This is a genomic window from Paenibacillus lutimineralis, from assembly GCF_003991425.1.
GTDB lineage: Bacteria > Bacillota > Bacilli > Paenibacillales > Paenibacillaceae > Fontibacillus > Fontibacillus lutimineralis.
The window spans coordinates 5,028,481-5,051,068 of the sequence record NZ_CP034346.1; the positions used below are offsets into that span (position 1 = coordinate 5,028,481).

Below are 22,588 nucleotides of genomic sequence, written 5' to 3' on the forward strand. Positions count from 1 at the left end.
GACAGTTAGGCTCCTGTCACAGCAACTCCGCGACTTATCCGGACTTCCCAGCATTATTTTTCGGATTCCCTTCAGGTTTCACGAAGAAACCCTGCCGCATCCGCAGCAGGGCTAATTTATTCTAAGCTATAAATTTTCACCTTCTGAACTCAATTCTGCAGGCTTGTGTACCGCATTCAGCATATTCGACACTCTCTGATAGAGATATGAAATACCAAGCAGCAGCAGACCGAAGCTGAAGTACGCGATAATCTTGCTGCCGGTCGTCATCAGCGACAGATCAAAGAGCAGCATTTTCCCTGTAGATAGCAGCGTCAGGCCAAGCCCCATCCGGCGGATTAAGATATATCTCCTGCGGAATCCGTAAGCGATATACGCGATCGCCAGCAGAAGGTAGATCAAGCTGAACAGCCAACTTACATCCCCAAGCCTGAATTGGATCCCTAAAAAGGCTGTAATAATACCGAAAATATAAACCCCAAGACATACCGGAATCCATTCCAGCCCCCCGGCTTGGCGGCCAATGACCCGAAGCAGCAAATCCCGCCCGCTAAAAAAGACAAATACGTTGAATACAATCAATATGACCAGCGCCAAATAATTCTCAAACGTATTGTATTCCCCGTTCGTATTCAGCGCAGGCATCCCAAGCGTAACTCCCAGGCACAGGACATACCCAATAACATACAGAATAAGGTAATAATACTTAATTACCCTGTCATACAATATCTTCGCCTTGCTCAAACCATAGGCCAGACCGAACGTAATCGCCGCGAAGAGCAGCCATTGATAGAAGCTATATAATATGGCGTCTGCAGGCATCAACGCCTCGTAGATCCGGTTGATTTCGTACAGCAGGTAGAACCATATATTGATAGATGATATATACTTTAATACCGCCAGCAGCGAATGATCTGTCTGTCTGTAACACTTGATCTCCTGTTCATCACGGAGACGGAAACCATAGAAGCAAGCCAGACCGAGCAGACCAATCGAGATAAAGCTGTATTTCCAAGCAAAATCAACTTCGGGATTACTGAACAAGCCTCCTACCAAATCGACCAGGACAAAAGCTCCCATCGTCAGCGCCAGAATCCCCCAGCCAATCCTCTCCACAAACTTCGAGCGCTGCAAATGTCCCAGCACGGAGAAGACGATCCCCTCTATTAACCAGCCTAGCGACATGTAGTTAATTCCGAACTGGAAAGGGATAACGAGTAGGGAGAAGGTAAGAGATGTGCCGTAGAACAACAGCCTCGTCTCGATTTCTTTGTCCAGATACTTGCGATTGAAACGTCCAAGCCCGTAATAGACGACACAGAATATGAGTGCGAGCATTCCGCGCAGCTGATTCCAGCCCGCGTTATCGAACAAGCTGTACAATATGCTGCAGCTGATAATCGTATTTAAGGCTAGTAGAGAGAAGTCAAGCCAATTCAGCTTGGATTGATAACGGAACGGCACCCACAGCGTAATGCTGAGATACATTAAGAATGTAATCAGTGCATAGATAATGGCGATCACGGTTAGATCTGCTAGATTGACAAGGATGATCATCGATAGGGTATTCAATCCAAAGCTTATATAATGCACGATAGGCCAGCGTTTCCGGAAGGAAATAAGCAGAATTAGTGCATTCAACAGGAATAAATATCCCATCGCCACATATACAGCATTACCGGCTAATCCGTATACCTCTAAATAAGAGAAGAACGGGAGATAGCCACCTACGAGCGCGAATGAACAGATTGTCTTGGATTGATAGCGCAGTGACATTAGCGCAGCTGCTGCGGTTATAATAACACAGAGCACAAGCCCTAACGTTAAATTGATAATCTCAAGTAGGAAATAGCTATAGAAGACAGAGCCATATAGAACGGAAATCCCGCCTCCTAACAAACCAAGTGCGAAAACTTGCTTGTTTCTCCGGAACAGCCATTCCCCGCCGGCCAGCATCAGTAAGCCGAGTACAAAGAATACAGCTCCTTTGGTATAAGCATTGAACCAACTATATGTATATTTGAATGCCGCCCCCATTCCAATGATGAGCAGCAGAATGCCCAGCTTGTTAATCCAGTTCAAGCCAATCTTCATCTCGAGCTGGTTCTGCTTCACGCGGCGTTGAATCGTATGTTCGTCCACCCCTTCGGCCTCCAGGCTCTCATAACCGTCTAAGGCCTCTCTATGGATTCGGCGCTCCTCCTCATATAAGTACTGGCGGTGAAGCTGGACCCGTTGATTAATCTCTCCTTGCAAATCGGCCAGCTTGGCGGTGATTACCTGCTGATCGCCCTGCAAATACCGATCCGCCTGTTCATACAATTGCTGGATTCTCTGCCTGCTGGAATATTCAAGTGCTTGGAGTCGGTTCATATGCTGATGGGACGCAGAGGTGAAATAAGTATTCAGCTTCTCCTGAGATACTCTGATGAAGGTGAGCTTCTCATCGAGAATCTGCTCGGCCAGAGCCTGGCGGAGTCCGCCGTTCTCCTTCTCTAACTGCCGCAGCCTGCTCTCTAATGCCGTAACCCGCTGCTTATACTCCTCATAATCCCGCTGGAGTACTTCATTCTCTTTTACCAGATCACTCGCTGCATATTCTTTGAGAAGTGCCTCATATTCTTCGGCAATGACGTTCTGTTGTTCTCGGAGTTTAAATAATCGGTCTTTGAATTCCTCCATTACATCCTCCTTTTGTTGCTTATTCAGTTCATTTTATATATTACTATATACCCCCACAAATTTCCTTTTAATTTTAACTTTTTATGATGCAATTGTCTCGAATACAATATGACGAAAAAAGGACCGATGTACGCAAAAAGAGGGAGAGTAACGACTCTCCCTCTTGAACTATATGAGCCCAAGCCTCTTAATTATTCCGTGAGCTATTATTATAAGTGCTCCGTCTCTTGAATATCTGTCGATGTCTGCATCGGCTCATTCGTGTTGCGGGCTGTGAACAGGAATACGATGATAAGAATGAAGGCGATCAGACACATTAGCGGGATCGTCAGGAATCCGAACCAGTTCAAGTAGTCAAAATCACACGGAATGCCTACCTTGCAAGGCAGCGCCTTAGCCAAGGCGGGAATCTTCTGCTCCGCATAATGGTACACCGAGATGGATCCGCCGATAAAGCTAAGCGGGAGGATATAAGGGATCACATTCCGGTCATTACGATACGCGGCAATTCCCAGTAGAATGACCTGTGGGTACATGAATATACGCTGGAACCAGCATAGCCTGCACGGCTCATAATGCAATACTTCACTTAAATACAAACTTCCGGCTGTAGCCACCATAGATACGATCCAGGCAAAATAAATACCATAATTTCTGAACAAAGAACGCACTGTTCTCGCTCCTCCCTTAATTAACGGATACAGTATACGACAGGTTCTCTACTCCCCGAGTGCCGTCTTAATCTGTTGCTCGAACTCGGCATAATCATCATAATGGCCAAGATACTCTACACCATCAATATAATAGGTTGGTGTACCTGAGACACCTAGCTTACTGGCTTTACTCTTATTTTCGTTCACTTCTTCGATATAAGTCTGATTCTCGATATCTTTCCGCAGCAAGTCAAAATCGATGGACAGATTCGCCTGCTTCGCTAAATCCACCAAATAATCTGGAGTCGCCCATGGGAGCCCCTCATCCGGCTGATTGTTGTATAAGGCATCAAAATAAGTCCAGTAATCATCGCTATTCTGGTGGAATATCGATTGCGCCGCTAACGCGGCTGTCGTTGAGTCCGGGGCGATGAACGGAAGGTTCATGAAATAAAAAGCCACCTTCCCCGAATCTATATAATCGCTGACCAAGTTCGGTTTAATCTTATCATTAGCAATTTTACAAGCCGGACACTTGAAATCCCCGAATTCAACAATCTTAATCGGAGCATCGGCTTGTCCTAACCTTGGGAGCTTCTCATAATCAAAAGATGCAGCCGTTGCTGCTGGCCTGATTGATAGCACGACCACAATCACAACCAGCAAAATGCCGATGGTCGAGAACCAGATAATCCGTCTGGTCTGCTGCTTCTTCTTGGCTTGCTCTGCGGCGGCATTACGCTGTGTCATCGTACTTTTTTGTTTTTTCGGTGGCATTATATCCCTTCTTTCTACCAAAATTTAATAGTTTATTATAGAATATATTAAATTCTCACAATCCTGCAACCATTCTAGTTACAAAAACATCTTTCGTCAAGTGATTCACTCCCAATGAATAATAGTTCGCATTAAAAATGGCGACCCTGTAGGCCGCCATGAATCATTGCTATTATAATCAGTTCTTACTATTCCTTTATTCGTCGATAGAGCGAACCAGTTCAACCACTTGCTGTGCGGTCTGCATACCCATCGCTTTGGCTGCAAGCTGCTCCATCTCTGCCTTCGAAAGACGAGAAATCTGTGAACGAGCCGGAAGAATGGACGTCGCGCTCATACTGAACTCATCAAGTCCAAGACCGAGCAGGAGTGGAATCGCCGTTGCATCCCCAGCCATCTCGCCGCACATGCCTACCCAGCGTCCTTCCTGATGCGCTGCATCGATAACCATCTTCACCAGACGCAGAATCGCCGGGTTGTATGGCTGATACAAGTAAGACACGCGTTCGTTCATCCGGTCTGCGGCCATCGTATATTGAATGAGATCATTGGTTCCAATACTGAAGAAATCGACCTCTTTGGCAAATTGATCTGCGAGTACAGCCGTCGATGGGATCTCTACCATGATTCCTAGCTGAATCGAATCCGAGACCTGAACTCCTTCCGAAGTCAGCTTCTGCTTCTCATCCAGGAGCAAGGCTTTGGCCTGACGGAACTCATCAAGCGTAGCGATCATCGGGAACATAATTCTCAAATTACCATACACGCTTGCCCGCAGCAACGCGCGCAATTGCGTACGGAATATATCCTGTCGTTCCAGGCATAGTCTAACTGCACGGAATCCTAGGAAAGGATTCATCTCCTTAGGCAGATCAAGATAAGGCAGTTCCTTATCGCCACCGATATCCAGTGTTCTAACCACTACTGGCTTGCCTTCCATCCGTTCAAGAACAGTCTTGTAGGCATTGAATTGGACATCTTCTGACGGCAGCTCCGAGCGTCCCATGTAGAGGAACTCTGTACGGTACAAACCGACGGCTTCTCCACCGTTCTCTAGCACACCAGTAACATCATTCGGAGTGCCTATATTGGCACCAAGTTCAACATGAACTCCGTCCTTGGACTGGGTAGGAACCTCTTTGAGCTTCTTCCATTCCTCAATCTGACGGAGATATTGGTCACGTTTAAGCTGGTACTGCTCCAGTACCTCTGCAGACGGATTGACAATAACTTTACCGTCTAGACCGTCAACGATGACGGTATCGCCGATCTGAATCTGGGCCATAACCTCTTGTGTGCCGACTACGGCCGGAATCTCCAGAGAACGGGCCATAATTGCCGAATGAGAAGTCCTTCCTCCGATGTTGGTCGTGAACCCTTTTACATATTGCCGGTTCAGCTGTGCTGTATCAGACGGGGTCAAATCCTCAGCGATTACAATAACTTCCTCGCTAATGTCAGCCGGATTAATATAATTCAATCCAAGCAGATGAGTAAGTACCCGCTTAGTCACATCTCTCATATCTGCAGCGCGTTCTCTTAAGTAAGCACTCTTCATATTCTCGAACATCGAGATGAATTGCTTAGCTACTTCATCCAGCGCATATTGAGCCGTCACTTTCTCAGAGGTGATCTTATCGCGGACGGCATCAAGCAGCTCAGGGTCATTCAGAATCAACAAATGCGATTCGAAGATCTCTGCCTTCTTAGCGCCAAGTTGTTCTTCCGTACGCTGCTTGATCGCTTCCAGCTCCTGCTGCGATTTAGCAAGAGCGTCGTCCAATCGCTTCAGTTCTGAATCGGAATCAGCTACATTCTCTTGATGTACGGTGTAATCAGGATGCTCCAGGCGGAAGGCAGATGCAATCGCCACTCCCGCAGATGCGGCAATTCCTTTAATTTCAAGCATGGACTTCGCCTAACCCTTCGTTAATCATCACTTCCGCAAGCGCATGAATAGCCTCTTCCGCTTGATCACCCTCAACGATTAACTTCAGGTCATCCCCCTTCTCCAACCCAAGGGACAGAACCCCAAGAATCGACTTCAAAGTTACCTTCTTGCCATTTGCCTCAGCAAAAGCCTCGGAACCTTTAAATTTATTTGCCGTATTTACCAGAGCGGTAGCTGGGCGGGCATGAATTCCATCCTCATCTGTAATTCGAAAATTTTTCTCCATGTTTATCTCATCTCGCTTTCCACAATTTTATGTCTTCTAGTCTCTCTCCCTTTATAATACGGGAATGCGACATTATTTGCCAAATTGTACCTCACATTGCAATTGCATCATATGAGAATAATTTCACCAAATTCTGTACTATTATCAAATTATCAAATTCCAATCGAATTTAATACCGAACTTACTACCACATAAGGGAGCGTTCCGGCGACCCCTTAAGCTTTGAGCAACATCCCTCCCCTGTCATAATATCTCTGACAGTAACAAATCGTTCAAAATGCAAAAAAGACATGAGCAATAAAGTACCCCGTTGCAATCGACTATTTCAGAGGATATTATCCCCAACAAATAGCATTGCAATCAAAACACTTTAATCAACTCATGCCTGATCGAATCAGTCACACATTGTGATAATAAATTTTCTGTTGTATTACTTGTTAAAAGTATAACAAACCTGCATAACGAGTGCAAGTTCCCTAGCTGTCACTTTGAGAGGTAGCGATGCGCTGTAAATGCATAGTCAAATAACTGAGCTCTGCATGACAGATCGGCTTATGCAACCGCTGCTCCATGATATCAGTCAACTTACCAGCCAGGGTGTACAGTCTTGGGTATTCCTGCTGCAATAGCACATCCAGTCGTTCGATTTCTCCAATTCTTTCGCCTCTACGCACTCGCTCAATGGCAAATCTCAGATGGGTAAGGAGTCTGGAATAATCCAGAGAATGACGTGAAATGGAAATCTGTGACTCCTCTTCAATGACGGTTACTAAATCAGCAATCAATTGCGCATGTCCCCGAACCTCGCTAATATGCCGGTTAGTAATTGCGCTGTTGATGTGCAGCGCAACAAAACCAATCTCATCATCGCCGAGGTCCACCCCCAATTTCTTATGAATCAGGTCGATCGCATACTCAGCCAATTCAAACTCGAGGGGGTATATCTCTTTTGTCTCATATAGAAAAGGATTATGGAAGGCAAGATCCTGTTCAGCACGCTTAATAGCGAATGCGAGGTGATCGGTTAGCGCAATATGTATATGTTCATTGAGCTCCGATTGCGTTTTCCGGGAAATATACGAGATAATTTCGCCAATGACTTCGATCAAATGTTCATCTACCTGTGGCACGAGCTGCTTGTACTGCTCCTGCTCCATCTGATTCGTAAGAATGAACATTTTCTCAATCGCTTCGAGAGGAATGGTATCCCCAGTCTTGCGATTGAAACCGATGCCTTTGCCGATTACGACAACTTCACCATGCTCAGGATGCCCGGCGATAATGACGTTGTTATTCAACACCTTGGCCACTCGTAGGATCTTCACATTTGCACCTCATTTAATTGATATTCAGTTGTCCGGAACGCTTACACCCATTATAACTGACCAAATAAAGCGTTGCCAGTAATTCTGGACAAAAGGTTGCTAGATCCACAAATTACTTATTATTTTGCTCTAATATAGAAAATAGTAAGTATGTAAATTAAACAAAAGACGTCTCACATAAAGGTGAGACGTCCGTATATATTATTCAACGATAAACGAATTATTCCTGCGGCGGTTGGATCGGATTTACGTTAGGGGCTGGCTTGGATGCAGCCGGAGCTGGAGCTGGATTAACCATCTTCCGCTGTGTAAGCCCCTTGATCAATTGCTCCACTTCAATTCCAGAAATATTCTTAATCATTTCTGGAGCCGTAGCCATCAGCTCAGTCACATAATTGCTGACACGAGCTGCGCCCTCTCCCTTACCGGTATCCACAACCGTAAGCTTCTCGATCGAAGCAATCGGTGCTGCGATCTTCTCGGCCAATTCAGGCAGCATCTTGGCGATAATATCGAGTACGGCGGCTTCGCCGAACTTCTGGAACGCATCGGCCAGCTTCTCCTTGGCTTCAGCCTCGGCCAGACCGCGAAGACGAATGATCTCGGCATCCGCTGTACCTTTGGCACGCTCTGCATCTGCGACCGCCAGACCTTCCAGACGCTTCTGCTCCGCCTCGGCACGCGCTTGCGCCTCAATGGAATACTGCAGTGCATCAGCCTCGCGCATTTTACGCGCCTTATCGGCTTCCGCCGCCTGTTCCACCGCATAACGGTCCGCATCTGCCTTCTTCTTCACTTCCGCGTCATACTGCTTCTGCCGCACCGTAATTTCTTTATCCTGCAGATCGATCTCCCGCTCTTTTCGGACCAATTCAACCTTCATTTGTTCCTCAACCATGGTCTGCTTAGCACGCGCTTCCTGAATTTCATACGCCTGATCCGCCTCGGCCTTGGCCGTATCCTGCTCCTTCTTAAAGGCTGCGACCTTCAGTTCCTTCTCCTTGGTCGCTTCCGCAATATTAGTATCACGCAGCAGTTCGGCCTTCTGTCCGGATTCCTCGGCGAGCGCCTTTTGGACCCTTGCATCCCGAAGCGCCTCTGCCTCAGCAATATCAGCGTCACGCTTTACAGCCGCGATCCGCGGCTTACCAAGCGCTTCCAGATAGCCGTGCTTGTCGCGCACATCCTTGATGGTAAACGACACAATCTGTAGACCCATCTTCTTCAGATCCCGGGCGGCTACTCCCTGTACCTCCTGAGCAAACTTATCACGGTTGCGGTATACCTCCTCAACCGTCATTCCGCCGAGAATCGAGCGCAAATGCCCTTCCAGCACTTCCTGGGCTTCGCCCTTCAACGATTCAATGGGCTTGCCCATGAATTGCTCTGCAGCCGTAGCCACATCCTCGACCGAGCTCCCCACTTTGATAATGGCAACACCGTCGGCGGATACCGGAACCCCTTGCTCTGTATATACCTCTGGCGTCATCACATCCAGCTTATGTGACAGCAAGGACATGAACTCCGCCTTCTGGAAGATGGGCCAGATAAATGCGCCGCCCCCGCGAACGATCTTAATTTTGCGACCAGATTCATCGTCTGACACGTTCTTACTTCCAAGGAAGGAACCCGTTACAAGCATTGCTTCATCCGGACTAACCGTCTTGTAGCGAGCCCAAAATGCGATACCTAGAATAAGAATGACAGCAATAATAACAGATGGAATTAGCAAATAATCTGGAAACCCTTCGATCAATTAGATCATCTCCTCTTCTTTCCTATTGTCATACAATTCGGATACGAGGGCCACTCCCTCCTTCATATCCACAACCACAACTTCTGTACCCGCGATAATATTCCTCTTATCCCAACTCGCTGCGATATGTAGCGTATTCCCTGCCACCTGCTTAACCATGATCTCACCGAAGCCTTCAGCGGCGATCGGTATGGTAACTTCCCCCAGCTTGCCGGGTAGATCGGCCTCTGAGAATCCGATTGAATTCTCACTGTTATCCATGGGTTTAACGTAAATGAAATACACGATGACGGAGAGGAGAAGGGCGATCAGGATCGAGAAAATAATAATCGCAGCATTCCCCAGGCTGGTATATTGGCTTAACAAAATACCGCTTCCCCCGAAGGTTGTAATCGCTGAAGCACTAATAATCGGCTTGAAAAAGTCAACAGAGATCAAATCGAAAATCCCATCGATCCAGCTTCCGATTATATCTCCCAGGAGCGTACTCGCCAGAGCAAAAATCGCTCCGCCGATAAAGCAGCCCCAAAATAATCCATCCATCCCTTCTCCTCCTTGAACCAAAATGACTCACCATATCATGATATGTAATATTTACTACGTAATATCCTATATTTGGTTGCAAAACTCCATTCTCCAAATATTTCATCCAATTCCATTATACTTGCAACTAAAGCAAAGCAACAGGAAATTCCAGCAAACTTCCCATTATTAATCTCCTGAATGAGGCTGAAGCAGATCTGAGCACTGGGCAACTCCCCCTCCCGCATCTGTTAACGAAACTGGGACACGCTATTTCAAGTCAAAAAGCACCTGCCACCTTCTAACGAAACTCCATATCGTTATTCAGGCATCATTCTGCCCTAACGTCTACTTTATGTCCAAATAGTGATACCAAGTTTCGTTAGAAATTTGAAGAGCCCCACTCAGCCAAAATAGCGATACCTCGTTTCGTTAGCTTCCTTCTCTTTATAAAAAAAGGGCCAAGCCCTATGATCTAGTGCTTAGCCCTGTTCATCTCTATGATTATTCACTAAACGGCTCATACCCAGCGCTGGTCACGAAGCGACGGAATGCTTCCCGCCCCTCATCAGTGACCTTGAACACGCCGGCATGTCCAAGAATCTCGGCAAACTTGCGACCGACCTCATCGCGAAGCAGCGCTTCCGCATCTTCTTTGGCCATCGACTGCCCGTGGTCTGCAACCAATTGCTTCACCCATGCAGCATGCACGGCCAATTTAGAATTGGAATTAGATGTAACATCATCATACAAGGTCGTATCTCCGCTCAGAATACCAGCGATGTCGGCTAGTTCTTCCTTGAGACGGCCTGGCAGAATCGCCAGTCCCATTACTTCAATCAGACCGATATTCTCCTTCTTGATATGATGCATCTCCCGATGCGGGTGGAAGATTCCTTCCGGATGCTGCTCATTCGTACGATTGTTGCGCAGCACGACATCCATCTCGAAGCTGCCGTCCGCACCGCGTCGAACGATCGGAGTCACCGTATTATGCGGTACCTTCTCACCACTGTCTGTACTGTAAGCAAGTACACCAACTGTCGGATCGCTATATACCTTCCACTGTTCATATATTTCATCCGCTGCTTCCAGCAATATATCGGGATCCTGACTGTTTAAGCGCAGTACCGTCATTGGCCACTGGACGATTCCAGCTGTAACACCCGGATAAGATAAATGTTGGAACTTCGCTACGATCGGCGATTTTTCCAATGGGAAGGTGTGTCTTCCCCCTTGAAAATGATCATGCGTCAGAATTGACCCGCCCACAATCGGCAAATCGGCATTCGATCCGATAAAATAGTGCGGGAACTGCGCCGTAAATGCTAATAGCCGTTTAAAGGTATCCTTCGTCAGCTTCATCGGTACATGATCATGATGGAATACGATGCAATGTTCGTTGTAATACACGTACGGCGAATACTGGAATAACCAAGGCTCACTATTTAACTCCAACGGAATAACGCGGAGATTTTGGCGCGCCGGATGGTTGATCCGACCAGCATACCCTATATTCTCCCGGCATAGCTGGCATTTCGGATAGATCGGAGGCGGTAGTAGCTTCGCCATTGCGATCTCTTTCGGATTTTTCTCCGGTTTGGACAGATTGATTGTAATCTCCATCGATCCATAATCGGTAGGTTGTTCCCAATATATATTCTGTGCAACCCGATCCATACGAATATAATTGCTTGCCACGGATAACTTATAAAATTGATCCGTCGCCGCCTGAATGCCTTGGTTCGCCTCCGTCTTGCGGAAGGCTGAGATTGTCTCTGACGGGCGAGGCATGATCAGTCCCATAATCCGCGCGTCGAGCAAATCGCGATAAGTCACTGTATTTTCTGGGATCAGTCCGATTTCAAAGCCATAATCAATCAATACCTCTAGCGGCTGCTCTGGACCCGTCAGCGTCTCTTCTGCAAGTTCCCCGGCATAAGGCTCATCGAAGGAGAACAATTCTAGCAGACGGTTACGGGAATACTCCAGGTCCCACCAATCGATTAATCCTTGTTCCAATGCATAGTGAAGCAGTCTTTCGATAGCTGCCTGCGCATCCTGCCTGTTCTTGTCTTCAGCTTTCACTTCTGCCCACTCCTTAGTCGTTATAGCCTTCCGGATGATTGCTGTGCCATCCCCAGGCACTGCCGATAATGTCTTGCAGATTGTCACGTGATGGCTTCCATCCGAGCACGCTTCTTGCTTTGTCAGAGGAGGCGACCAACACAGCTGGGTCTCCAGCCCGGCGAGGGGTAACCTGTACCGGGAAGTCACGACCGGTTACTTCGCGCACAGCTTCGATCATCTCTTTGACCGAGAATCCTTGGCCGCTGCCAAGATTGAACACATCACTGTCTCCGCCGCCCAGCAAATACTCTACAGCACGCAGATGGGCATCCGCCAAATCGCTCACATGAATATAGTCGCGTATGCATGTACCATCAGGTGTGTTGTAATCATCACCAAAGATTTTGATTGAATCACGTTGTCCAAGCGCTGCCTGAAGAATAAGCGGAACAAGATGCGTCTCTGGATCGTGGTCCTCGCCGATCTTACCACTAGCATGAGCCCCGGCCGCATTGAAGTAGCGCAGTGCAACATATTTGATGCCCAGCACCTGATCGAACCAGGCCATCATCCGCTCCATCGTCAGCTTCGTCTCCCCATAAACATTTGTCGGATGGGTAGGGTCACTCTCTTCGATCGGCACTTTCTCCGGTTCGCCATAGGTTGCCGCCGTAGAGGAGAAGACGATTTTACGTACATTTGCCTTATCCATAGCCTCCAACAGGCACAGTGTACCGTAGACGTTATTGTCAAAATATTTTACAGGATCCTTCATACTCTCCCCAACCAGAGAATTAGCGGCAAAATGGATGACCGCCTCGATCTCATTCTCAGCGAACAATCTCTTCAGCAGTTCCTTATCGCGCAGATCTCCTTCGTACAGCTTCCCGCCCAGCAGCGCATCCTTATGCCCTGTCTGCAGATTGTCGATAACGACAACCTCCTTGCCTTGCTCTAGCAGCTCCGCAACTGTATGGGAACCGATATATCCTGCTCCACCCGTGACCAAGATCGCCATTTTAATACTCCTCCTTCATTTCATGAACTCCGTTGCCTACACCACACACATAGAATTCGCCCTTCAAGCCCGTTCTCTTCTCATACGCTTCACCTACAGTAGATAAGAATCGGTCAATTGCGTCCTCATGTACGAGTGATACGGTACAGCCGCCAAATCCGGCACCAGTCATCCGTGAGCCCAGCGTACCCTCGATCTTCTGTGCCTCTTCGACCATAACATCAAGCTCCATGCAGCTGACTTCGTACAGATCGCGCAGTGAATCATGGGAAGCGTTCATCAATTGCCCGAAACGAACCAAATCGTTAGCGTGCAGCGCCTCAACGGATTGAAGCACTCTATCATTCTCTTCAACGACATGAGTTGCCCGTCTTAGCAGCACTTCATCTGTGAATTTGCCCTTCAACTGCTCAAATTGCTCTAGTGACAGATGTGCCAAATACTCCAGACCAGATACATCCTGCTGCAAAATCTTCAAAGCCGCATCACATTGCTCGCGGCGCTCATTATATTTGGAATCAACCAATCCTCTGCGTTTATTCGTATTGCTGATCACGAGCTTATAGTTACCCGTCACGAATGGCACAAGTTGATATTCCAGTGTATCGCACATTAGCAGAATCGCATGATCCTTCGCCCCGTTTGCAACAGCAAACTGATCCATAATTCCGCTGTTCACGCCAACGAATAGATTCTCAGCCCGTTGCGATAGCTTAGCGATTTCTACCTTATCGGTAGGTTGATTCTCCATCACCAGCAGTCCATATGCGGTAACAACTTCAATAGAGGCGGAAGATGAGAGACCTGCCCCATTTGGGATCTCGCCATGGAACAAAATATCGTAGCCATTGCTGAGCTGTACGCCAAGCTTGCCAAGCTCCACAATCACTCCGATCGGATAGTCGACCCACTCGCCAGTCTTGCCACTGCCAAGCTGATCCACATCAAATTCGCCCTGATAAGGAAGATTCGTAGACGAGAAGATCACTTTGCGATCCGAACGCTTACGAATTGCCATCGTTGTTCCAAATTCCAGCGCAGCCGGCAGCACATATCCGCCATTATAATCGATGTGCTCACCGATCAGGTTTACGCGTCCCGGTGCATTGAATACGGATATCGCTGCACCGTCCTCACCGTATCGTGATATTAACAATCGTTCCATCTCTTGTCGTTTCATCGTTATGGACACCTCATTATTCATGATTGATTGTTTCAAGCTTCCTTGAACCCAGTATAAGAAAAATTGAATATAATCGTAATGCATGTATGCGAGTTTTATATGGATAAATGTGACCTCAGAGAGTAGAATATAGACAGGATAATAGAGGAGGTCGCCCCATGCTTCAGGAAACCTATAGTGCCGCTGCTAATCCGGAAGTATTCGAGACTAGCGATCTGCACGTCTTGTTCGCAGGCGAGAGTCAGACCTCGGCTGATCATAGGCTAGGCCCGAAGGTATATGACTATTTCCTACTGCATTTTGTCGAGCAGGGAAGAGGAAGCTTCCAGACTGAATTTGCCTATTACTCTCTCAACGCTGGCGACTGCTTCCTGATTCAGCCTGACCAGCTCGTAAGCTATGCCTCGGATAAGCTTGAGCCCTGGCGATACCGCTGGATCGCCTTCGCAGGGGATAAGGCAACTGAGCTTGTCCAGCGTGCGGGGTTTACACCGCAACTAGCTGCGTTCAGCTCCGGATCAGCCAGCGCCATTCCTGAAATACTCGAATCCGTGCTTCAAGTCTTCCGCACACGGAAGCCTAGCTCACATCTGGCTTCATTAGGCTATCTACACCTGATTATGGCCGAAGCTGAGGAGAGACTTGTTCGCGAGTCTGCGTTGCCGACTGGAGAATCGGGAGTGCAGCGCACCGTCAAGCAAATGATCCATTATATGAGCAGTCAATACGCCCATCCCATATCCATTGAACAAATGTGCTCTAGCCTTGGGTACAACCGGGCCTATCTGTCACGTATATTCAAGAGGACGACGGGGCTGACTCCAGTCACTTACTTACTCAAGCTGCGGATAGACAAATCCCGTCAGTTACTACGGGAGCGGCCGGAACTATCCATCGAGCAAATCTCCGCGTCTGTCGGATTAACCGATGCCTTGTATTTCTCTCGCCAGTTCCGTAGATTCCACGGTGAATCGCCAAGCGAGTACCGTAGAAATGCCCCCGGACAGAACTAACACGCACTCTTACTTCATAAAGAAGCCGCGATCCTAGAACGGTATAAGGATGAACAGCCCCGTAATTCAAAAAAAGACACCCTCATAGCCTGACATCGCAGTTGAGGGTGTCCCCAATAATTTCCACTACCAACAGGATAGCTGATGTTCATCACGATATCAAGCAAGCAAATAGACACTCGAACCAATTCTCGCCATACCGTGACTCAGCCTCTGTGTATAAGCAAAATCCAAGGATTCTACATCATCCAGCATGTACGCTGACGTCGTACTCCCTGGCTTCCTTTGTGAATTTAAGGAGCGAATAATATGATCCGCAGTTACGATGCCGATGCCATGGCCATAATAGAGTCCATCTGGCAGCACGATCGCATTCTCCCCCTGCCATTCCGGCGTAGAAGGATCGAAATCGGGATTTTTGAAATAGACTACATCCCCTGGAAATGCCTCCGCCCCACTGACCGAATTAATGCGCAGATCGCTATCATACTTCCAATCATACAGCACCAGGTTAGCGAAGTAAGTATTGAACGCCTGATCCCCAATCACATCCATGACCCCTCGATACAAGACGATGACCATCGCTGTAGCACATTCGAAGGCATACTTGCGGCCATTACGGAAAATATCGCGGATCGCCTCCGCTGGGGTGACATCGCTGCGCTGTTGGAATCCCCCGTTGCTAAGCCGAACCCAGTAGTCCTGATTACAGCGCGAGTTCTCAAAAGTAGCAAAGCCCACGCCGCTGTCATATAGCGCTTTGGCTGCTTCTACTATTTTCCCCCTGGTTGTTAATTCAAATTTCAAATTGGTAATAGAATCATAGCGATATTGTACTGCACTCTCCTGCTTCATCCGCAAAATTTGCTGCTCAAGCCCCGTCAGATTCATCTGCCCAATCTGCTCCGATTCCCCCGGCGGAAGAACTATCATCATACCCACCTCACATTGTAGAATTATCCATCTTATTAGGATATTGTACGCTGCGCGGAAAGATAAGTGCCTATATTAGGTAGTCTCGATTCTCCTTATGACAGCAACCGGCTTACCTCTTCCATCACCGCACCGATCGGATCTGTAATTAATAGATCTGCATGTTGGTCATATGCCGTTGGCGAAGCACTCAGCAGCACCGTCCGATCTCCATTGAAATAAGTCACAAGATGCGCTGCTGGTTGAACCGTTAAGGACGTCCCTCCAATCAACAGCATATCTGCCGAAGCGATCGCTTGGATACTCTCTGACAGCACTTGATTATCGAGATTCTCTCCATAGAGCACGACATCAGGCTTGACGACCCCTCTACAGTTGTGGCAGACCGGTACAATAGAAGCGCTCTGCATCACCTCATCCAGGCTGTGAGACTGACGGCAATCCATACAATAATTGCGATGGATCGAGCCATGAAGCTCAAGTACGTTCCGACTGCCGGCCATCTGATGCAATCCGTCGATATTTTGTGTAATAATATGTGTCAGCTTACCCGCCTGTTCCAACTTAGCGAGGCAGAGATGCGCCGGATTAGGACGGGCCTCCGAGTGAATCATTTTCGTCTTATAGAAATCATAGAACACCTCGGGATGGCGGTTGAAGAAAGGACGGCTCAGAATTTCCTCAGGTGCATAGGGCGAAGCCGTCTCCATCTGATAAATTCCCGCTGCCGAGCGAAAATCAGGAATTCCACTCTCGGTTGAGATACCTGCCCCACCGAAGAAGACGATCCTCTGGCTCTCCTGCACCCAGGCGGCTAACTGTTCTATCTTCGTCATATCCATCGTCATTTGTCCCCTTTTTTATTCTTATTGTAAATGTTCAAAAAACCTCTATATTTACTGAACCGACAATTCATGATACCCGCGAATAATCATGTCCGCATCGAGCAGATACTGATGGCCGTCTCCGTCTGGAGCAATGCCAATCGTACATAAAGCGCCAGCTTGCTTGCCCATTACCATATCGCCATTGCTATCTCCAATGACGATGCATTGCTGTGGCACAAGGCCCATTTCCTGCGTGGCCAGTAGCGCCATCTCCGGATTCGGCTTTCCTTTGGATACCCGGTCTCTTCCGACAATCACTGGAAAATAGTGACTCAGATCCATCCAATCTAGATGCTTCTTGGTTTCTTTCACCGTGTCCGAAGTAACCACTGCCAGCTTCATCCCCGATTTATGACAATCCTGCAGGAACCTCGTCAGTCCCGGAAGAGGCACAGCCCTCCTGTCCTGCTCTAGCTTCTGCATCGCCGACTTGTTATAGCGCCTGACCAGCACTGTGGCTTCATTCCAAGGAATTCCAGCAGTATACAGATGCCAAGCCAGCAGCGCTGTAACCTCTTCCTCCGTCCCCATCGCAATCGGCCCAGCCTTATCATACCCGGTGATCTTTCCCGTCTGGTCGCTGAACAACCCAAGTGATTCCTTTCTATGATCAATCGGTTCTTTACCTAGAGTAATCAAATGATCATCGAGCAATCCTATAAGCACAGTGGCCCAAACTCCCCACATTGGCATAAAATCCAGCAACGTACCATCCTTATCGAACAATATCCCTCTGCACGGAACCTCTTGACCATGCACAGTAACTTTCGGCATCGACTCACTCCCCTTATTGACTCTTCACGAACAGATATCTTCTTCTATTGTACCTTGAAGCACGAATCCAGACAAAATTGGCGCGTCAGCAGTTGTCAACAGATCGACACATTCATTCCGTCTGATAGCGTTTTCTATTGTGATTATTATCACAAGGTAAATACTGCAAAAATAGTACCTTATAGCTGAACGAAGATTCCTCAAAATTTTCATTAATTTATTTTAAAACGTACCGCCAACCATACGGAAGCAGCCGGATAAGGAGAGATTCATCATGGCCAATCATTCAATAAGTTCGCGAGGAGAGACCTTTTTTCTGAATCTGCGCTTTTTGCTCATTGTATGTGTATTTATTGGCAATGCCATTGAACCGTTAATTACGAGGCTCGAAGGTATGGAAGCTTTATATATGTGGATTTTTACTTTTCATATGCCTTTATTCGTATTCGTCACCGGGTATTTCGCGAAGAACAATTTATTTGGAGGGGCTGGACGCAAGGTACTGCTGCAAATCGCGATGCAGTATGTTATTTTCCAGACTATCTATCTAGCGATGGACGCGCTATTATTTCATGTTCAAAACACGCATTATTCCTACTTCGCCCCTTACTTACTGCTCTGGTTCCTGGCCAGCCATTTATGCTGGCGTCTGCTATTGATCATGCTGTATAAGCTGACACCACTTCAACAGGTTATTACTGCAGTTCTACTCGGTGTGCTGGTTGGCTATCTACCGGTTGATGGAGTTTGGCTCAGTATTTCGCGGACACTCGTATTTTTCCCTTTCTTCATTATTGGTTATCATTTCTCTTACGCTCGGTTAAAGCTCTTGTTCACACATCAGGTAAAAATCTTCGCCTTAAGCGCATCAGCCCTGCTATTCCTTTGGATCGCCATGGGCGGACTGAATATATCCCCCGGCTGGCTCTATGGCAATATGACCTATGGCCAACTGGGACAGATCGCATGGTACACTGGGGTATTCCGTATATTGCTATATGGACTGCAAGCTCTGGCCGCAGCTAGCTTTCTTGCTTTCGTACCTTGGAGAGAAAGCAGAATCACTGATATGGGACGCAGAACGTTATATGTATTCCTGTTGCACGGTTTTATTATCCGGCTTGCTGCCCTGTCACCTATCTATAGCTGGATTCATAGCGACGCAGCATCATTGGTACTCGTTGTAGCTGCTATTGCCTTAACCCTACTGCTCTGTCAGCCATTCATCCGCAGACTGGCATCGCCGCTGATCGAGCCATCTGTACAATGGATCGTTGACCTGGAGCGCCGGGCCACGCACTCGTTCGGCACAAGAGCAGCCAGTAAGCATTAAGACCATTTTTTAGAAAAGCCTGCGAACGCGCGCAGGCTTTTTTCTGTCCCATCGACCTATCTCTAAATTCAGTTTAATATTCCCATGAGTCTTTTTTTGCTCAAACTTCCACTCAATTCGACGTTTTATCCAGATATTTTACTGTTTTTGTTTGCTAGAAAAAGCAGAATACATATGATAGACTGTAAAGAAAACCTTTAGCGGTGTAAAGTTCCAAAATCTAATAAATTCTTAAATCTGGGGGGATCGTCTATTATGACAGCCAAGAAAATGCGTTCAGACATGATCAAAAAAGGCTTCGACCGTGCGCCGCACCGCAGCTTGCTCCGCGCTGCCGGCGTCAAGGAAGAAGACTTCAACAAACCATTTATCGCCGTATGTAACTCCTACATTGATATTGTCCCTGGACATGTTCACTTGCAGGAGTTCGGTAAAATCGTCAAAGAGGCGATCCGTGAAGCTGGCGGCGTTCCGTTCGAATTCAATACAATCGGCGTGGATGACGGCATTGCTATGGGGCATATCGGAATGCGCTATTCTCTGCCAAGCCGTGAAATTATCGCCGACGCACTAGAGACCGTTGTATCTGCTCACTGGTTCGATGGGATGGTCTGCATCCCGAACTGTGACAAGATCACACCTGGTATGATGATGGGGGCGCTCCGCGTCAATATCCCGACGATCTTCGTCAGCGGCGGCCCGATGAAGGCCGGCGTAGACAGCAAAGGACGCAAGCTGTCGCTAACCTCTGTATTTGAAGGAGTTGGTGCGCATCAAGCGGGCCAAATCGATGATTCGGATCTGCTCGAGCTTGAACAGTTTGGCTGTCCAACCTGCGGCTCCTGTTCAGGAATGTTCACCGCCAATTCCATGAACTGTCTGGCCGAAGCACTGGGACTCGCGCTGCCAGGTAATGGTACAATTTTGGCTGTATCTGATGAGCGCCGAGATTTCGTAAGAAAATCCGCCAAGCAACTGATGGAATTGATCAAGCTTGATCTCAAACCTCGCGATATCGTGACCAAGGAATCGATCGACAATGCTTTTGCTCTGGATATGGCGATGGGCGGTTCTACCAATACCGTATTGCATACCCTTGCCCTGGCGCAGGAAGCTGGAATCGATTATCCACTGGAACGGATCAATGAAGTAGCTAACCGTGTCCCTCATATCTCCAAGCTGGCACCAGCTACAGATATATTCATCGAGGATGTTGATCGGGCGGGCGGCGTTAGCGCCGTTATCCATGAGTTGCTGAAGAAGCCAGGGGCTATCTTCGGAGACCAGATGACAGTTACCGGCAAGACGCTCGCCGAGAACGTGGTTGGCTGCGAGATTAAGGATACAAGCGTCATCCATCCGATCGATAATCCATACTCTGAAAAAGGCGGGCTAGCCATTCTGTATGGCAACCTGGCTCCGGAAGGCTCCGTCATCAAGGTGGGTGCTGTTGATCCATCTGTAGGCGGATATCATAAAGGTCCCGCCATCTGCTTCGACTCCCAGGAGCAAGCGTTGGAAGGAATCGCCAACGGCAAAGTTAAAGAGGGCTCTGTCGTCGTTATCCGTTATGAAGGACCGAAGGGTGGTCCGGGGATGCCAGAAATGCTCGCTCCTACCTCACAAATTGTAGGTATGGGCCTTGGCGCCAAGGTCGGCCTGATTACAGATGGCCGCTTCTCAGGCGCTTCGCGCGGAATCAGCATCGGTCATATTTCTCCGGAAGCTGCGGAAGGCGGTCCGATCGCATTCGTCGAAGATGGTGATATCATCGAGCTCGACTTGAATAACCGCAAAATCGAGCTGCTGGTCGATGAAGAAGTGCTGGCCAGCCGCCGTGCAAACTGGAAGGGCTTCGAGCCGAAGGTGAAAACCGGCTATCTGGCTCGTTATTCCAAGCTGGTTACTAACGCTAGCTCGGGCGGAGTTATGAAGATCTAATCCAAGCACATTATAGTTTTCCTTTTACATGTAAAAAAAGGCTTGGCTCCTCTGGTAGGAGCCAAGCCTTTTTGAATAAACAAATAAATAATTACTGATTACCGACAAGGAAGGGTGGAGCTGATGACCGTCTCTTCTTCCTCCTCGACGAGCCTGTCATGCTTAATCCGGTGATGGGAACCATCGTTGAGATATTTCTTCATCAGTAGATCTATCGGCATCAGAATCAACTTCGGCACCAATAGCTCCGGTGCCTGCTTCAATCTTGTCCCTCCATCTGGGTGGATCACTCTCATCAGGAATTTCAAATAGATTCGCGAAGAACTAGCAAAGAACCCCTTCGGCAAATCCGTAACTGTAAAGCCGAATTTCTCTGGTCCCCGGTTAATCATTGTCACTCCATACAACGCCTTTACATTATGCAGTTCAGGATGGTCGACCACGTATCTGGCAATCTCGGGTAGCGCCTTCTCCACCTGCCTGATCATCTGAATGGCCAAGTGAACAGTCGATTTCGACTTCATGCCGATCTGGAACAGCTTCTTATTATCTAAATGCAGCTCCAGCACCTCATCACCAGCCTGCAGCATCGTTCCGTCCGTCAATTCAACCGACTCACCATGATAAGGACGGCTGCGGAAATGAAAAATCGGGTCCTGTTCATTCGTCGTATGCAGATGAAACATCAAGTGGAACAGCTTCTCCCAGAGGAGCCATAATGCCACGACCCATCGCTTCCACCAGCTTAATGAGCGGGCGCTATCTGCAGCCTTCTCTACTCTCTTGTTATGCTTCAGGCTACTGTCTGTCTCCATCAAGCGGTCGATCCGAACGCTACGCAAGCCCCGCTTCTGCGCTTCCTCCAGCACTCGCTCCAGGGCTATTAGCATTTCCCTTGGAGCTTCATTATCAGCCCCCAGTGTAGCTCCGCAATCATGTAGCAAAAATACTTCGCCGCCGCCGAGCTTCTTCATCATCCGCTTCGTTAAGCGTTCAGCTCCGATGCGCTTGCGCCAATCGCTGAACATTGCCGACCAGAGCACAATCTGGACATCGCCTCGGTTAGCGAAGTCGAACAAATTCACAATTCCCCACGGCGGTCTATAGTAATGTGTATCTTTGCCCGTAACCTCATGGATAATCTTATTCGTCTTCTGAATTTGCTTCTTCACGGCACCCGGACCCATCAGCCAATTCGTCTTATGAACATAATTATGGATTCCGATCAAATGCCCATCTTCGTGCATCCGTCTGATCAGCTCAGGATTTTTCTCCGCATTGGAACCAACAACAAAAAAAGTAGCCTTGGCATCATACCGTTCCAGCAAATCGAGGAGCTGAGGAGTATAATAATGGTCTGGACCATCATCAAAGGTAAGGGCAAATTCATCCTTGTTCGAACCATGCTTGAAGACACGATAACCAAACAGACGCGTGATCAGCCCTGGTATAAAAGCATACAACGATGAAATGTAAAACAGCCATATCAGCAAAGTCTCCATGTCGCTTTCCCCACTTCTCTCTGATCTTAGCTTTTCCACGCA

The 22,588-nt window shown here is 47.9% G+C and carries 18 protein-coding genes; 3 read left to right on the top strand and 15 right to left on the bottom strand.

Features of this window, described 5'->3' with window-relative positions:
* Nucleotides 1-126: 126 nt before the first annotated feature.
* The 11 genes from EI981_RS22290 to EI981_RS22340 form a co-directional block, all read right to left on the bottom strand.
* Complete coding sequence (locus EI981_RS22290; RefSeq protein ID WP_127002003.1) at nt 127-2,682, bottom strand: DUF2339 domain-containing protein; 2,556 nt, start codon at nt 2,680-2,682, stop codon at nt 127-129.
* Nucleotides 2,683-2,891: 209 nt separating this feature from the next.
* Nucleotides 2,892-3,302 carry a disulfide oxidoreductase gene (locus tag EI981_RS22295; RefSeq protein ID WP_237172678.1) on the bottom strand — a complete coding sequence of 137 codons (411 nt, stop codon included), beginning with the start codon at nt 3,300-3,302 and terminating at the stop codon, nt 2,892-2,894.
* Nucleotides 3,303-3,401: 99 nt separating this feature from the next.
* The gene (locus EI981_RS22300; RefSeq protein ID WP_127002007.1) at nt 3,402-4,112 is read right to left on the bottom strand and encodes a DsbA family protein; all 711 of its coding nucleotides are present in this window, start codon (nt 4,110-4,112) and stop codon (nt 3,402-3,404) included.
* A 196-nt stretch (nt 4,113-4,308) separates the two neighbouring features.
* A complete protein-coding gene (gene ptsP / locus EI981_RS22305) occupies nt 4,309-6,021 on the bottom strand; it encodes a phosphoenolpyruvate--protein phosphotransferase (RefSeq protein ID WP_127002009.1) in 1,713 nt (570 codons plus the stop codon).
* On the bottom strand, nt 6,014-6,289 hold the full coding sequence (locus tag EI981_RS22310) for an HPr family phosphocarrier protein (RefSeq protein ID WP_127002011.1): 276 nt from the start codon (nt 6,287-6,289) through the stop codon (nt 6,014-6,016). The genes ptsP and EI981_RS22310 overlap by 8 nt, the downstream gene beginning before the upstream one ends.
* Before the next feature lie 476 nt (nt 6,290-6,765).
* On the bottom strand, nt 6,766-7,614 hold the full coding sequence (gene glcT, locus EI981_RS22315) for a glucose PTS transporter transcription antiterminator GlcT (RefSeq protein ID WP_127002013.1): 849 nt from the start codon (nt 7,612-7,614) through the stop codon (nt 6,766-6,768).
* A 220-nt stretch (nt 7,615-7,834) separates the two neighbouring features.
* Nucleotides 7,835-9,370, bottom strand: a complete 1,536-nt coding sequence (locus EI981_RS22320; protein WP_127002015.1) for a flotillin lipid rafts scaffold protein FloT — start codon at nt 9,368-9,370, stop codon at nt 7,835-7,837.
* Nucleotides 9,371-9,913, bottom strand: coding sequence for an NfeD family membrane protein (locus EI981_RS22325; protein ID WP_127002017.1), 543 nt, complete (start codon nt 9,911-9,913; stop codon nt 9,371-9,373). It abuts the gene before it with no gap.
* Nucleotides 9,914-10,396: 483 nt separating this feature from the next.
* Nucleotides 10,397-11,980 (bottom strand): UDP-glucose--hexose-1-phosphate uridylyltransferase, encoded by a 1,584-nt coding sequence (locus EI981_RS22330; protein WP_127002019.1) that lies wholly within the window; start codon nt 11,978-11,980, stop codon nt 10,397-10,399.
* Nucleotides 11,981-11,993: 13 nt separating this feature from the next.
* The gene (galE, locus tag EI981_RS22335) at nt 11,994-12,980 is read right to left on the bottom strand and encodes a UDP-glucose 4-epimerase GalE (protein ID WP_127002021.1); all 987 of its coding nucleotides are present in this window, start codon (nt 12,978-12,980) and stop codon (nt 11,994-11,996) included.
* A 1-nt stretch (nt 12,981) separates the two neighbouring features.
* Entirely contained in the window at nt 12,982-14,160 is a 1,179-nt protein-coding gene (locus tag EI981_RS22340) for a galactokinase (RefSeq protein WP_127002023.1), read from the bottom strand.
* 161 nt (nt 14,161-14,321) lie between these two features.
* Between EI981_RS22340 and EI981_RS22345 the strand changes: the two genes are divergently transcribed.
* On the top strand, nt 14,322-15,176 hold the full coding sequence (locus EI981_RS22345; protein ID WP_127002025.1) for an AraC family transcriptional regulator: 855 nt from the start codon (nt 14,322-14,324) through the stop codon (nt 15,174-15,176).
* Nucleotides 15,177-15,335: 159 nt separating this feature from the next.
* Here the strand turns inward: EI981_RS22345 and EI981_RS22350 are convergent, their stop codons facing one another.
* The 3 genes from EI981_RS22350 to EI981_RS22360 form a co-directional block, all read right to left on the bottom strand.
* Complete coding sequence (locus EI981_RS22350; protein WP_127004897.1) at nt 15,336-16,109, bottom strand: protein-glutamine gamma-glutamyltransferase; 774 nt, start codon at nt 16,107-16,109, stop codon at nt 15,336-15,338.
* 95 nt (nt 16,110-16,204) lie between these two features.
* A complete protein-coding gene (locus EI981_RS22355) occupies nt 16,205-16,945 on the bottom strand; it encodes an NAD-dependent protein deacylase (protein WP_127004899.1) in 741 nt (246 codons plus the stop codon).
* A 60-nt stretch (nt 16,946-17,005) separates the two neighbouring features.
* Nucleotides 17,006-17,770 (bottom strand): HAD family hydrolase, encoded by a 765-nt coding sequence (locus EI981_RS22360; protein WP_127002027.1) that lies wholly within the window; start codon nt 17,768-17,770, stop codon nt 17,006-17,008.
* 274 nt (nt 17,771-18,044) lie between these two features.
* Between EI981_RS22360 and EI981_RS22365 the strand changes: the two genes are divergently transcribed.
* A complete protein-coding gene (locus tag EI981_RS22365) occupies nt 18,045-19,103 on the top strand; it encodes an acyltransferase family protein (protein ID WP_227011540.1) in 1,059 nt (352 codons plus the stop codon).
* Between the two features lie 255 nt (nt 19,104-19,358).
* Complete coding sequence (gene ilvD / locus EI981_RS22370; RefSeq protein WP_127002031.1) at nt 19,359-21,044, top strand: dihydroxy-acid dehydratase; 1,686 nt, start codon at nt 19,359-19,361, stop codon at nt 21,042-21,044.
* A 98-nt stretch (nt 21,045-21,142) separates the two neighbouring features.
* Here the strand turns inward: ilvD and EI981_RS22375 are convergent, their stop codons facing one another.
* Entirely contained in the window at nt 21,143-22,546 is a 1,404-nt protein-coding gene (locus tag EI981_RS22375) for a polysaccharide deacetylase family protein (RefSeq protein ID WP_127002033.1), read from the bottom strand.
* Between the last annotated feature and the right edge of the window lie 42 nt (nt 22,547-22,588).

Excerpts from the sequence above, each read along its gene's own strand:
- EI981_RS22365 (WP_227011540.1), top strand. The coding sequence starts at position 18,045 with ATGGCCAATCATTCAATAAGTTCGCGAGGAGAGACCTTTTTTCTGAAT.
- EI981_RS22360 (WP_127002027.1), bottom strand. The coding sequence starts at position 17,770 with ATGCCGAAAGTTACTGTGCATGGTCAAGAGGTTCCGTGCAGAGGGATA.
- EI981_RS22325 (WP_127002017.1), bottom strand. The coding sequence starts at position 9,913 with ATGGATGGATTATTTTGGGGCTGCTTTATCGGCGGAGCGATTTTTGCT.
- EI981_RS22355 (WP_127004899.1), bottom strand. The coding sequence starts at position 16,945 with ATGACGAAGATAGAACAGTTAGCCGCCTGGGTGCAGGAGAGCCAGAGG.
- ptsP (WP_127002009.1), bottom strand. The coding sequence starts at position 6,021 with ATGCTTGAAATTAAAGGAATTGCCGCATCTGCGGGAGTGGCGATTGCA.
- EI981_RS22345 (WP_127002025.1), top strand. The coding sequence starts at position 14,322 with ATGCTTCAGGAAACCTATAGTGCCGCTGCTAATCCGGAAGTATTCGAG.
- EI981_RS22300 (WP_127002007.1), bottom strand. The coding sequence starts at position 4,112 with ATGCCACCGAAAAAACAAAAAAGTACGATGACACAGCGTAATGCCGCC.
- EI981_RS22350 (WP_127004897.1), bottom strand. The coding sequence starts at position 16,109 with ATGATAGTTCTTCCGCCGGGGGAATCGGAGCAGATTGGGCAGATGAAT.
- EI981_RS22295 (WP_237172678.1), bottom strand. The coding sequence starts at position 3,302 with ATGGTGGCTACAGCCGGAAGTTTGTATTTAAGTGAAGTATTGCATTAT.
- EI981_RS22375 (WP_127002033.1), bottom strand. The coding sequence starts at position 22,546 with ATGGAGACTTTGCTGATATGGCTGTTTTACATTTCATCGTTGTATGCT.
- EI981_RS22310 (WP_127002011.1), bottom strand. The coding sequence starts at position 6,289 with ATGGAGAAAAATTTTCGAATTACAGATGAGGATGGAATTCATGCCCGC.
- EI981_RS22290 (WP_127002003.1), bottom strand. The coding sequence starts at position 2,682 with ATGGAGGAATTCAAAGACCGATTATTTAAACTCCGAGAACAACAGAAC.
- EI981_RS22340 (WP_127002023.1), bottom strand. The coding sequence starts at position 14,160 with ATGAAACGACAAGAGATGGAACGATTGTTAATATCACGATACGGTGAG.
- galE (WP_127002021.1), bottom strand. The coding sequence starts at position 12,980 with ATGGCGATCTTGGTCACGGGTGGAGCAGGATATATCGGTTCCCATACA.
- ilvD (WP_127002031.1), top strand. The coding sequence starts at position 19,359 with ATGACAGCCAAGAAAATGCGTTCAGACATGATCAAAAAAGGCTTCGAC.